Source organism: Nonomuraea sp. NPDC049709 (assembly GCF_040674815.1).
Classification (GTDB): Bacteria; Actinomycetota; Actinomycetes; order Streptosporangiales; family Streptosporangiaceae; genus Nonomuraea.
Genome location: NZ_JBFANM010000156.1, coordinates 1 through 11,757, shown reverse-complemented (window position 1 = coordinate 11,757; position 11,757 = coordinate 1). Strand labels below are relative to the sequence as shown.

Genomic DNA, 11,757 nt, shown 5'->3' with positions numbered 1-11,757 from the left:
GCCACGAAGAGCAACTCCGCCGACTTACTACCCGGGTCAGCTGAAAGCGTTAACCGGCCAACGCCCAGAACCAGCGTCATTAGCCGGATAATGCTTCGACAACGCCATGATGGAGTCGTTCTGGTCTCGCATGCAGGTCGAGCTCCTCGACCGTCAGCGCTGGAACACCCGGATCGAGCTGGCGAACGCGATCTTCGAGTACCTGGAGATCTGGCACAATCGGCAACGACGGCACAGCAGCCTGGGCATGCTCACCCCGATACAGTTCGAGAACGCGTCCACCGTGGCATGACAATCCAGAAACGCGACTCCATCGAACCCAGGGCACACCAGGGTCTCCAAGAAAGTCGGAGCGGTTCAGCGATCTGCTCCTGCGACGACGTCCCAGCGCCGCCATTGCCGCGGACAGGCCGCCAGGTCGGGGTGAATCTGGGCGTCGCACACGTTGCCACCGTGAGCGAGCCGATCCGCGGATCTCACCGACGAGGCCCGGCCCATTCGTCACCCCGCTAGCGCCAGAGCACTGAGGAACGGCTGGCCGCCGCCCAGCGTGCGCACGCGCGCACCAGGCGCGGTTCCATCTGACGCCCTAAGGCGGCCCGCGTGATCAGCGGCTGCCGGAAACTGGCACAACAACCACACAGGTGCACCCGTCACCCGCTCGCTGATCGCTTTCGACCACTGATCACATCGAATCTCCTCGTCGAGGAGACCGAGTGATGCCGCCGTACTCCGCCGTCCGCCGGGAACGGCGGCGCGATCTCCGCGGCCTTCCTGTCACCCGGCCTGCCACGGGATGGGGTAGGGGGCCTTGTGTCAGATCGGCTTCACGGATTGGCCGCCGTGGCCAGCCGTGCCGTCACCCGCTCGCTTCCAAGGCCGCGACGACGTACGCCGCCGCGCCATCGACCGCCTGATACCCCGGTCTCGGGCCGGTGTAGGAAACGGACGCCGTGGCATTGAAGAAGCGGAAGCTCACCTGCGTCATGTATGAGCCCGTCCTGGTACGGCCAGTCAGGGCCAGCGTCTCGTCGCCCACGACGCGCCTTTTCCGCAGTTGGGTGCCGGGGTAGTCCTTCTGCTGCTGCCGCATGCCGGCCTTGATCGCATCGAAGTTCGCCAGGCAGGCTTCCATACTGATGGCACCCATCACCGAGACGGTCACCTCGGCACCATTCGTCCCGGTGAACCGGCACACCGTGGGCATCCGATAGTCGTCCTTGACGGCACTGCCGAGCAGGGTGCGCACCTGCGCGGTGGTCAGCATCTGGCAGGACTTGAGCCCGGGACCGAAGCGTGGTTCACCCCCCTTCGCGGAGGATTTCGTCGGCTTGGCGGGATCCGCGGCGGCTTCCGTCGCGGCCTTCGCGGTCGGGCTGCTCGCGACTCCTGTTCCGGGACGCGTCTGCAGCCAGACCACCGACGCTGCCGCCAGGCCAGCGACGACGGCCACCGCCGCGCCGACGACCCACCGCGTGTGGGGAGCGGCCGGCTTCGCCACCCTGGGCCTCGTGGTCTCGGGAACCCGGCCTTGGGCCATGTCCTCGAACCACATGGCCGCCTGGCGGGCGCTGCATCGCCGCTCGGGATCCTTGTTGAGCAACCCGGTGAGGACAGGGCCCAGGGGTCCTGCCCGCTGGACGGGCGCTGGATCGTGCAACAGGACGGCGGCCATCACGGCCGCTGGGTTGTGGCCGGTGAAGGCCGGCTTGCCTTCCACCGCCGAGTACAAGGTGGCCCCCAGGGACCACAGGTCGGCCTGCGGGCCGTCGTTCTCGCCGCGTAATCGCTCTGGGGCGATGTAGCCAGGTGACCCGTTGAGTAGCCCGGTCTGCGTCAGGGCGGCGTCTCCGGCCAAGGTGGCGATCCCGAAATCGGTCAGCAGGATCCGCCCGTCGTCGGAGATCAGGACATTGCCCGGTTTGACATCGCGATGCAGCACCCCCATCGCGTGCGCGGCGGACAGCGCGTCCAGCACGTTGCGCCCCACCCAAGCGGCCTGGTGCGGGGTCAGGCATCCTTTTTCGCGCACGATCTGGTCGAGGGACCGGCCACGGATCAGTTCCATGACGATCCACGGGCGGCCGCCGTCCATGACGACGTCGTGCACCGTGACGATCGACGGATGGGAACGCAGCCGGGCCGCCGCTCTGGCCTCGCGCAGTGTGCGCTCGGTCATTTCCGTCCGGCTGGCTTGATCCAGTTCAGGAGGGAAGCGCACCTCCTTGACGGCCACCTCCTGACGTAACAGTTCATCCACAGCCCTCCAGACGGTGCCCATGCCGCCCTGGCCCAGCTGAGACAACAACCGGTACCGGCCGGCGAGCATCATGTCCGAACCGCCGCTCGTCGCGGCGGCAGCGCGGTCCTACCGCGCAGATCTTCCCATGACACCGTCATCGCTACCTTCTCAAGAGATGCACAAGGACGTCACATATCGGCCCAGGCGGGCGAAGGACTCGATCAGGTCCACGGATCCCGTGTGTTCCGTCTCCTCATCGCCACCGCGTGTCAGACCGATTGCCGGCGGTCGCGTGCGTACCACGGATGACGGGTTCGCCCATTTCAGCGGTGATGGCGGGCCTTCGCAGCGGCACTTTAGCATGAAGGCCGACTCGCCGAGCCCGATGCCGAGCCGGCCGACGACGGGCTGCCGAGCGTCGCGTCCGATAACCGATGGTCTCGGGAGGTGGTCCGCCGCGAGCAGATCACGGGAACCACGGTTCGCGTGATCCGGTCCGCACCCTCTGCAGGTCGCGCGAGAGGCGCCGGATACCAGCACCGCGTCGAGAGCGGCGGGCCAGCCACCGTTGCAGCGTCCGATACGGGCGTCCACGTGCGCGGCCACCCGGGCCATGGGCACGCCGTTGCCCAGATGCGCACACAGGATCCGGTAACGCTCCATCGCCTCCTCAACGCTGGGTGCCTCCCACTTCGACCAGCCACGGCCGCGGTAAGTCCATCCCATCACTCTGGCCACCCAACCTTTGGCCTCTCGACGGCGTCGATAACGGGCGAGAGGAGTCGCCGTGAACCGCAACGACAGCTTCCGCGAGTTCGTCGCCGCGCACCAGCAATCGCTGATGCGTACCGCGTACCTGCTTACGGGAGACGCCCACCAGGCCGAGGACCTGCTGCAGAGCGTGCTGCTCAAGGTGCTCGGGCGCTGGCCCAAGCACGTGGACAATCCGCACGCGTACGCGCGCAAGGCGCTGGTGAACCAGTACATCTCCTGGCGTCGGCGCCTGACCCTGTCCGAGTTACCCAGCGCGAAGCCGCCGGAGCGGTCGTATTCGAGCGAGGAGGGCACGGTCATCAGGCTTGCTGTCCGGCAGGCGCTCGCGCAGCTCGCACCCCGGCAGCGGGCGGTCATCATCCTGCGCTACTACGAAGATCTCACCGAGCAGGAGACCGCCAAGCTGCTCAAATGCTCGCTCGGCACGGTCAAGAGCCAGGCTCACGACGCGCTCGCGCGGCTACGCGCGCTCGCGCCGGAGCTGGCGCCGAAGTTCTCGGACCTGGAATACCTCGGGGAGGCACCGCGATGACCTGGCTGCGTGACGTGCTGGACGACCTGGCCGACGAATCACCACGAGTGGATCTGGCAGCGCAGACGATCAGGATTCGCCAGCGCAGGCGGCGCGCTGCCGCCTCGGTCATGGCGACAGTGGCGGTGGTCGTCACCGCGCTCGCCGCGACGACCGCCGTGCGACTACTGCAGACCGAGCCTGATCCGGCCACCGAGACCGGCAAGGTGACCGACCTGCCTGCGCGCGGGGTCGGACCGCTAAGCCACGCGTACAAGACGTTCTGCCGTCCACATGGGGGCACGGCGCCACAGGATTGCAGGGACGGCGCCTGGCGGGTGGTCCTGCGGGACGGCAGAACGTACCACGTGCCGCAGGCACTGCCCAGCCGCAGCCACTACCGAGGAGAGCCGCGGCTGGACAGCCCGCTGGCGATCAGCCAGGACGGCACCAAGATCGCGTACTACAGCGCCGAGGCCGGGACCTTCGCGGTGCGCGATCTCGCCTCGGGTGAGGTCATGACGGCCCCGGCCAAGGTGCCGGAAAAGGTCCTGCGCAGCTTGTCCAACCTGCTCCTCTCGGGAGATGGCCGCTTCTTGGCGTTCACCAAGACGCCTCCGCTGAAGGATTCGTCCCTGCTCTTCGACCTGCGCAAGCAGTTGGTCCGGCCGCTACCGAGAGGCTGGATTCCCCTCGGCTTGTCCATGGATGGCAACAGCATCACGCTGGCGCAGTCCCACCCCAAGTCCCGGCTGCGGACGATGACTCGCCTCTGGGAGACACCCACGGCAACTGACGGGAAGACCGTCAACCTCCCCCCGGGCTATAGCGCCAGCCCGCTCGCCCCCGACGGGAGAACCATCGTCGCGGCCGATTATGTCCTTTCGAGGGCAACTCCTTGTGGGCAACCCGGGAAGGTCGTGAGGTTGGATGCGGAAACCGGCAAGGGACGCAAGGCGATCGACACGCGTGGTCTCCCGATACGAGATCACTCGGTCAGGCTGGATGCCTGGCTCAGCTCGGATGAGATGGCCGTCATCACCAAGCCGTCCCAGTGCACGCCTCTTCACCTACCCGCCCGAGCTGATCCGCCCTACGTGACCTTCACGGCCTACGCGCTGAACATCACGACCGGCAACACCCGCAAAGTCGGCACCTACAGTGTGCAGACGGGGGCCGAGCTCGTCCTCCCCGGCTTCAGGGCGGCACTCTGAGACGGTGGCAGTCGGCAGGACCTTCGCCACGCTCTCCTATATCAGCCTCCCCGCGACTGATGGGTATTTACGGCCAGATTTGGTGCATTTTCCGTGAATGCCGCCGGAAGGGCGCATAGGCATTGTCTTTCGTCGCAGATCTTGAACTATCTGCTGCAATGATTCACTGATCTATGCAATTTGGCTGCGGGAGGAGTCCTCATGCCGTGGACGGACGGGCCGGTTCTGAGTGTGTTGCTGCGCGCGTGGCGCGAGCGTGCCCTGCTGACCCAGGAGCAGCTGGCATCACGGGCCAACCTCAACGTGCGAACCATCCGCCGGTTGGAGGCGGGCGAGCTGCAACGTCCGCGCGGCGCATCGATCCGGTTGCTGGCCGCGGCGCTGGGCCTGGACGAGGCAGAGCTGGCGATCCTGGTAGGTGCCGTCAACACGGCCCCGCCACTCTCGCCTTCGGCGCGCATCACGCCACGGCAGCTGCCTGTCGATGTGCCTGAATTCGTCGGCCGGGTCGAAGAGTTGGCTCTGCTGGATGAGGCCAGGGCCGGGGACGGCGCGGCAGCCGTGGTGATCACGGCGATCGACGGCATGGCGGGGGTGGGCAAGACGGCGCTGGCCGTCCATGCCGCCCATCAGCTCGCCTCCCGCTTCCCCGACGGGAATCTGTTCGTCGACCTGCACGGCCACACCCAAGGCATGGCCGCGGCAGATCCCGCCGACATGCTCGGGCGCGTGCTCGGCACGCTGGGCGTTCCCGGAGAGTCGATCCCTCAGCATGCCGACGACCGGGCGGCGCTGTATCGCAGCCTGCTGGCCGGTCGCCGGATGTTGATCGTGCTGGACAACGCCACCGACGAGGCCCAGGTGCGACCGCTGCTGCCGGGGGCGGGACGTTGTCTGGTGCTGGTCACGAGCCGGCGGCGGCTGGTCGGTCTGGACGGGGCCCTTACGGTGTCGGTGGACGTCCTGCCGCTCGCGGATGCGGTGGCGCTGTTCACCGCGACCGCGGGAGAGGAGCGGGTCGCGGGCGAGCCGCGGGGGGTGCTGGAAGAGGTGGTACGGCGGTGCGGGATGCTGCCGCTGGCGATCCGCGTGGCCGCGGCGCGGCTGAAAGCCCATCCGTCCTGGACCGCGGGGCACCTGCTCGAGCGCTTCGAGCAGCATCGGCGCCGGCTGAGCGAGCTGCAGGCGGGCGAGCGCAGCGTCACCGGCGCACTGGACCTGTCCTATCGTGAGCTCGCCCCCTCCGACCAGCGCGCCTACCGGCTGCTGAGCTTGCCCGCCGGGGTGGACATCGCCCCCGATGCGGCGGCCGCGCTGCTGGCCACCACCACTGAGCAGGCCGAACGGGTTCTCGAGGGGTTGCTGGAGGTTCATCTGCTGCAGGAGCCGTCTCCTGGCCGCTACCGGTTCCACGACTTGATCCGCGTCCATGCGAGGGAGCGGGCCGACGACGAAGAAGCCGAGCTCGATCGGCGTGCCGCGCTGTCCCGGCTGCTGGACCACTACCGCGAGGCCACCTCAGCGGTGATGGACCGCCTCTACCCCTACGAATCCGACCTGCGCCGGCACCCTGCGACCGGGACCTTCTCGCTGCCCGGCGCAACAGCCGCCACCGCCTGGCTGGACGCGGAGCTGACCAATCTGCTCGCCCTCGCCCAGCACGCCGCCGAACACGACTTCCCCGAGCACGTCCAGCACCTCTCGACCAGCCTGCACTGGTGTCTGCGCTCCCGCGGACGCTGGGCCGAAGCCGAGACACTCCACACCTGGGCGTTGTCCGCCGCCCGGGCCACCGCGGACCTCAGGGGCGAGATGGACGCGCTCATCGCACGCGGCGCGATCCACCACAGATATGGTCGACACCAAGCAGCCATCGAGGACACCAAGGGCGGCCTGGACATCGCCCGTGCCATCCAGCACCGCTCCGGCGAGCTCCGGGCGCTGAACGTCCTGGGCATGATCCATGGGCTCCAAGGAAGGTTCGCCCAGGCCGGCGACTACGCCGCGCAGGCGCTCCGCATCGCGCGGGCGATCGGCCACCGGGCCGGCCAGGTGGAGGCGCTGATCAGCTCCGGCAAAGTCCATCGGATCATGGGCGAGCACAAGCAGGCCGTCGACGATCTGACGCAAGCCATCACCATCGCGCAGGCGATGGATGACCGGACGGGTACGTTGCGCGCACTGAACAGCCTCGGCCGCATCTATTTGGGGCAGGGTGAGCACGACCTGGCCACCGGCTCGTTCACCCGCGCTCTGGATCTTGCCCGCGGCACCGGTCACCGGGTCGGCGAGCTCGACAGTCTCACCGGCCTCGGCTACCTGCACCGCATCCACGGGCGACACCACCAGGCCCAGGAGTGCTACCAGCAGGCGCTGATCCGCGCACACGAAGTCGGGGACAGGAACTGGCAGTTCGAGGCCATCCACGGCATGGGCCGCCTCCATCACCAATGCGGTCGAGCCGATCAAGCACTGGACGACCACCACCAGGCACTCCACCTCGCCTCAGACCTCGATCAGCCCAGTGACCAGGCCCGCGCCCACGACGGCCTGGCCCACGCCCACAGCGCACTGAACCAGTGCGACAAAGCCCGCCACCACTGGGCCCAGGCCCTGGCCATCCTGACCTCCCTCGGCATCGACCGGACAGAGGAGAGCGGTGTCGATGTCACGAGCATTCGCCTGCACCTCGGCGACGCCGTCCTGACGAACGCTCGATCGACGATCACAGACGGGTCCCGGACGTAGTCCCCCCGCTCCAAGCGCCCCACCTCCCTGTGGAGCGCTCTTCTATGAAAAGCACGCTGGTCGGCGTGGCGGGTGTTCGACCCAGTCACGCCATCAGCAGCTGGGGGTGGCAAGGTCGTGGTAGCGGACGTGCAGGCCTGCCAGCTGGGGCCAGCGGTCGCGGGCGTGCTGGCGCAGCCGCTGGGCCAGGGAGATCTTGGTCGAATCCGGGATGGCAGGCATGAGCCCTATCCTGCCGCCGGGCGTGTCGATCATGCCCGGCCGGTGAGGATCGGAGCAAAGTGGTGGGCGCCCCTGAAATAGATCACGGAAAGCGTTCCGCGTGCCCGTCCCCCGCGCTCGCCAGATCGTCTTAACCGCCTCCGACCGGCGGCAGCTCAAGAAGCTGGCTCACTCTCACACCGCCCCTACCAGCAGGTCGTCCGTGTCCGGATCGTGCTGGACGCCGCGCGGCTACTCAGGCGCCCGTATCGCCGCACGACAGCGCCTTCACCTCGATACCGTTCGCCTGTGGCGTGGCCGATACGCCGACCACGGCATCGACGGGCTCAAGGACCGGCCCCGGACGGGCCGGCCACCCCACTTCACCGCCCTCCAGCGGGCCGAGGTCAAGGCATTGGCCTGTCAGCTGCCGGCCGAGACCGGAGTGCCGCTGTCACGGTGGAGCAGCACCGACCTGGCCTGCGAAGCGGTCGGCAGGGGCATCACCGAAGCGATGTCCGCCTCGACCGTCCGCCGGATCCTGGCCGCTGACGTGCTCAAGCCCTGGCAGCACACCTCATGGGTGTTCATCCGCGACCCCGGCTTCGCCACCAAAGCCGCCCGCGTGCTGGATCTCTACCAGCGCATCTGGGACGGGCAGCCCCTCGCTGACAACGAGTACGTGATCTCCTCCGACGAGAAGACCTCGATCCAGGCGCGCTGCCGCTGCCACCCCACCCTGCCGCCCCACCCTGCCACCCAGCACCGCCCGCAGGATGCGGATCAACCACCAATACGACCGGGGCGGGTCGCTGGCCTACCTGGCCGCCTACGACGTCCACCAAGCGCATGTGATCGGACATGGCGCGGCCAAGACCGGCATCGTCGCGTTCATGACCCTCGTCGAGAAGGTCATGACCGCCGAACCCTACGCCTCCGCCAAGCGGGTGTTCTGGGTGGTCGACAGCGGTTCCTCTCACCGCGGCAAGGCGGCGGCCGACCGGCTCGCCGCGCAGTTCCCCAACGCGGCGATGGTCCACACCCCCGTGCACGCGTCATGGCTGAACCAGATCGAGATCTTCTTTTCCATCGTGCAGCGCAAGGTCGTCACACCCAACGACTTCACCAATCTTGACCAGGTGGAAGACCGGCTGATCGCCTTCGAGCGTCGTTACAACGAGACCGCCCGGCCCTTCAGATGGAAGTTCACCCCGGCCGACCTCGAGGACCTGATGACCGGATCGAGCGACACGAACAGAAGGAGCACCACTCCCAGCAGCCAACCGGCTGCGGCCACCAGCCTGCCGCACTACCAGCAATCGCGTGAACCCTCGAATGACTTACGAACCGGACCACCAAGTCGTCCACCACGATGTCGTAGCCCAGCGTGGTCTCCAACCCCCGATCCGGCGCCCGGTCTGGCCTGGTCGCAAGCTTCTGGAGCGCCCGCCGAAATGACTTGTCCCCTCAAAGTCCGGTTAGTTGCCTGGTCAGCCCAGGTTCTGCTGGTTAACGATGAGCGGGCGACGGGGCAGAGCAGCCGCCATGAGCCTCACGTAACCCTCAGTAGCTATGCCCTGCTCTGACGTCGGAGTCAAGGAAAGCCGCCGGTTGAAAATTACCGGGGATCAGTGCTGTCAACAGAGAAAGGGCGGCTTTGAATCTAACGCTCTGTCTGGCCATCCGCGGCCCAGTCTGGCCGATGGAACATCCTTGAAGGCCGCCCTGGCGGGCTCCCAGTCTCGTAGGGGCGAGTGGTCGGCGATCTTGGCAGTGCTTGTTCTGGCGCTCCCATCCGCTGCCAATTTGATCGGGGGGCTCACCTGGATCTGGACACCGTCGCTTCCGCGTCCGCTGCTTCACACGCTGGCGGATACCGGGTTGTTAAATGTGTGGTTGCTGATGGACCTCCTGACCGGCTCGGGTCTGCTGGGCGCAGCCGCTATGGCGGTACACCTCGCACGAGAGAAGATCGCCACCGTTGCCTTGCTTGCCACCGTGTCGGCGCTGAGCTCCGTCGCTGCGATGTCAGGGGGTGGCTGGCTGCCGGCGTGGTATGGAGTGGCGTACGCGGCAGCGCTGCTTATCCTCCCGATTCCCTGGCGCCGACATCTCCGAGCGGATTGACGTCCTCCCTTGCCTGATGGCAGGGGATGCCAGCGGCATCTATCCCACCTGGAGGAGGACATGCTGCGGTTTGCCGGCCCGCCCGACGGCGTGCCTGCCCGCGCAGCGACGGCATGCTCTGCCCTGTGTATGCGATAGTGCGGGCCGCGTTCACCTCAGCGTTGTCGGCGTATCGGCAGGATCAGCTCCGGGAAAGCGCGGTTGACTCTCGCGCGCCTGCCGGTCCACGATCCCGCACACTGAGCACCGCTGGCTCATGAACACGGCCTTGACCATCACCACCCGGTCCGGAGCCTTGCGTTCCAACCGGCCCCAGCCTGCGACGAGCATTCCCCGGTTCGGCCCGGCTTTCTGACCGACGTTGCGGCCCGGTGCCTCCCGCGTACCCGTGGCCGACCGGGTCATGTTCCTGATCTTGAAATCTTCGACGGCGATCACGTTGAAGCGGCGGGCCGGATCGGTCGAGGTTTCTCGATCACGTCCGTGCGCCGGTCACCTTCGCGCGCCCTCAGGCGGGGCGATCGCCCCTGGACCCTGGCCCGCCGGTTCAAGCCGCACTGAGCGCGGGCCAGTCCCCGCAGCAGCCGGATCCTCTCAGCTCTCCCGCAGGCCGGACACGGCCAGCATCTGTCCGGTGGACAGCGGCCGCCGACACTGCCGCGCCGCTGGGTCCATGTCCACGGCTTCACCGCTGCCTGATGCGGGTATCGGCTCTGGGAGCGCGGCGATGGTGGCATGCCGGCGGTCCGCCCGGTCGCGGGTGATCCGATGCGGCCTCCCCCCTCGGGATGGGACGGCGCGCGAGTAGCGGGACCGGATGTAGCCTACTTTCGGCGCCCGCAGCTTGCCCCATGGGGCGGGACCGTCGGCGTGCTTTGGCGGTCTGGATCGCAACGGGGGGCAAGCCTTCGCCCCGGGCCGCGTCTGCGCCAGGTGGGACGGCGATGGGTATCGGCGAAGACGTGCGCCATCGCTTGCGCGACGTCTTTGAGCGCCTGGTTGTTGCATGATGATCGACCCGGTGGGCAGCCGCAGCCCTGCGAATTCCGCTCGGGCCTGTGCCAGCTGCCGGCACTGCAGCAGATCCGGGCGCCCTCGAGCGGGCCTGGCCTCCTGGGCGCGTGCTGCTCAACGGCCAGGTTCCAGACGAACCGGGCATGTCCGCCCTGCTCCGCCGGCGCCTCCTGCTGGACGGCCGTGGGCTGGAGCTGGTGGCGGGACATGCCGATCAATCTACCGATCAATGCCGGCCAACCGGGAGACCGAAGTGGCCGATCGTCCCGTCTTTCCTCCACGCCCTGAAAGGACGGGGCCTTCACACTGCAGGTGTCCGGTGATGGCACGCGGTACGGCTGCCGCATGAGGCGGAGCTTTAGGGTGCAGGCACAGTCTCTGAGCTCGGCCTCAGGGGTTGTGAGCGCCATCTGAGCTATGGTGCCCAGCGAGGACGGGACCGATATCCGGCCCTCGCTGGGGTGGAAGTCCCCACAGCCGCGATGCCCGCAGCGGTGGGGTACCGCGTTGTCGCCGACCAGGTCTTGGCCGGGGTGAACGCAAGGGGCGCGGCGAAGGATTCTCCATCGACGCGGCGGGACCTTGGCCTTGCGCTTCAAGTCAAGATTAATTCATAACGTTATGGCGAAAGTAAGCCTCGAATATGTATCATTGCTTGGATTTATGCGGGGCAGGTAGATAATTTTTGGCTGTGTGAACCTGGTGGCGAATGACGGGGAAGTGGGTCGGCCGGTGGAGGGCATCATTGCCAGACTGCGTGAACTGGCCCCTTCGATGCCCGTTGCCCAGCGGACCGTCGCCGCGCGCGTGCTCGCCGACCCCGATGCGGCAGCGCGCATGACCATTGTCGATCTTGCCGATCAGTGCGGGGTGTCCACCGGCAGCATCACCCGCTTGTGCCGGGTGCTGGGGCTGGGCGGATACGC

At 67.5% G+C, this 11,757-nt stretch carries 10 protein-coding genes and 3 pseudogenes; 7 read left to right on the top strand and 6 right to left on the bottom strand.

What is annotated here, in order from left to right; translation table 11 throughout:
- Nucleotides 1-97: 97 nt before the first annotated feature.
- A pseudogene (locus AB0J69_RS60175) lies at nt 98-292 on the top strand (IS3 family transposase); the annotation flags it as partial.
- A 567-nt stretch (nt 293-859) separates the two neighbouring features.
- Here AB0J69_RS60175 and AB0J69_RS60170 read toward each other — a convergent pair.
- Together AB0J69_RS60170 and AB0J69_RS60165 are read right to left on the bottom strand one after the other, a co-directional pair.
- A complete protein-coding gene (locus AB0J69_RS60170) occupies nt 860-2,332 on the bottom strand; it encodes a serine/threonine-protein kinase (RefSeq protein WP_364137986.1) in 1,473 nt (490 codons plus the stop codon).
- 78 nt (nt 2,333-2,410) lie between these two features.
- On the bottom strand, nt 2,411-2,905 hold the full coding sequence (locus tag AB0J69_RS60165; RefSeq protein ID WP_364137984.1) for a hypothetical protein: 495 nt from the start codon (nt 2,903-2,905) through the stop codon (nt 2,411-2,413).
- Between the two features lie 124 nt (nt 2,906-3,029).
- Here AB0J69_RS60165 and AB0J69_RS60160 point away from each other — a divergent pair, with 124 nt between their 5' ends.
- The 3 genes from AB0J69_RS60160 (at nt 3,030) to AB0J69_RS60150 (ending at nt 7,489) form a co-directional block, all read left to right on the top strand.
- Nucleotides 3,030-3,548 carry a SigE family RNA polymerase sigma factor gene (locus AB0J69_RS60160; RefSeq protein WP_364137982.1) on the top strand — a complete coding sequence of 173 codons (519 nt, stop codon included), beginning with the start codon at nt 3,030-3,032 and terminating at the stop codon, nt 3,546-3,548.
- Nucleotides 3,545-4,741 (top strand): hypothetical protein, encoded by a 1,197-nt coding sequence (locus AB0J69_RS60155; protein WP_364137980.1) that lies wholly within the window; start codon nt 3,545-3,547, stop codon nt 4,739-4,741. Before AB0J69_RS60160 ends, AB0J69_RS60155 begins: the two co-directional genes overlap by 4 nt.
- 201 nt (nt 4,742-4,942) lie before the next feature.
- Nucleotides 4,943-7,489: a tetratricopeptide repeat protein gene (locus AB0J69_RS60150; RefSeq protein WP_364137978.1), complete on the top strand. Its 2,547-nt coding sequence runs from the start codon at nt 4,943-4,945 to the stop codon at nt 7,487-7,489.
- A 93-nt stretch (nt 7,490-7,582) separates the two neighbouring features.
- Here AB0J69_RS60150 and AB0J69_RS60145 read toward each other — a convergent pair whose 3' ends face one another.
- Nucleotides 7,583-7,711: a hypothetical protein gene (locus tag AB0J69_RS60145; RefSeq protein ID WP_364137976.1), complete on the bottom strand. Its 129-nt coding sequence runs from the start codon at nt 7,709-7,711 to the stop codon at nt 7,583-7,585.
- A 100-nt stretch (nt 7,712-7,811) separates the two neighbouring features.
- Between AB0J69_RS60145 and AB0J69_RS60140 the strand changes: the two are divergent.
- Nucleotides 7,812-8,174 (top strand): annotated as a pseudogene (locus AB0J69_RS60140) (helix-turn-helix domain-containing protein); the annotation flags it as partial.
- Here the strand turns inward: AB0J69_RS60140 and AB0J69_RS60135 are convergent.
- On the bottom strand, nt 8,114-8,251 hold the full coding sequence (locus tag AB0J69_RS60135) for a hypothetical protein (RefSeq protein WP_364137974.1): 138 nt from the start codon (nt 8,249-8,251) through the stop codon (nt 8,114-8,116). The pseudogene AB0J69_RS60140 and the gene AB0J69_RS60135 overlap by 61 nt on opposite strands.
- 215 nt (nt 8,252-8,466) lie before the next feature.
- Between AB0J69_RS60135 and AB0J69_RS60130 the strand changes: the two genes are divergently transcribed.
- Complete coding sequence (locus AB0J69_RS60130) at nt 8,467-9,276, top strand: transposase (RefSeq protein ID WP_364137972.1); 810 nt, start codon at nt 8,467-8,469, stop codon at nt 9,274-9,276.
- A gap of 691 nt (nt 9,277-9,967) precedes the next feature.
- Here the strand turns inward: AB0J69_RS60130 and AB0J69_RS60125 are convergent.
- Nucleotides 9,968-10,255 (bottom strand): hypothetical protein, encoded by a 288-nt coding sequence (locus tag AB0J69_RS60125; protein ID WP_364137971.1) that lies wholly within the window; start codon nt 10,253-10,255, stop codon nt 9,968-9,970.
- 386 nt (nt 10,256-10,641) lie between these two features.
- Nucleotides 10,642-11,040 carry a helix-turn-helix domain-containing protein gene (locus tag AB0J69_RS60120; protein WP_364137970.1) on the bottom strand — a complete coding sequence of 133 codons (399 nt, stop codon included), beginning with the start codon at nt 11,038-11,040 and terminating at the stop codon, nt 10,642-10,644.
- Between the two features lie 484 nt (nt 11,041-11,524).
- On the opposite strand from AB0J69_RS60120, the pseudogene AB0J69_RS60115 reads away from it, so the two are divergent.
- Nucleotides 11,525-11,757, top strand: a pseudogene (locus AB0J69_RS60115) (hypothetical protein); the annotation flags it as partial.

Bases quoted from the DNA above. Each gene is read 5' to 3' on its own strand.
- AB0J69_RS60170 (WP_364137986.1), bottom strand. From the start codon at position 2,332: ATGATGCTCGCCGGCCGGTACCGGTTGTTGTCTCAGCTGGGCCAGGGC.
- AB0J69_RS60165 (WP_364137984.1), bottom strand. From the start codon at position 2,905: ATGGAGCGTTACCGGATCCTGTGTGCGCATCTGGGCAACGGCGTGCCC.
- AB0J69_RS60155 (WP_364137980.1), top strand. From the start codon at position 3,545: ATGACCTGGCTGCGTGACGTGCTGGACGACCTGGCCGACGAATCACCA.
- AB0J69_RS60150 (WP_364137978.1), top strand. From the start codon at position 4,943: ATGCCGTGGACGGACGGGCCGGTTCTGAGTGTGTTGCTGCGCGCGTGG.
- AB0J69_RS60145 (WP_364137976.1), bottom strand. From the start codon at position 7,711: ATGCCTGCCATCCCGGATTCGACCAAGATCTCCCTGGCCCAGCGGCTG.
- AB0J69_RS60130 (WP_364137972.1), top strand. From the start codon at position 8,467: ATGCGGATCAACCACCAATACGACCGGGGCGGGTCGCTGGCCTACCTG.
- AB0J69_RS60120 (WP_364137970.1), bottom strand. From the start codon at position 11,040: ATGTCCCGCCACCAGCTCCAGCCCACGGCCGTCCAGCAGGAGGCGCCG.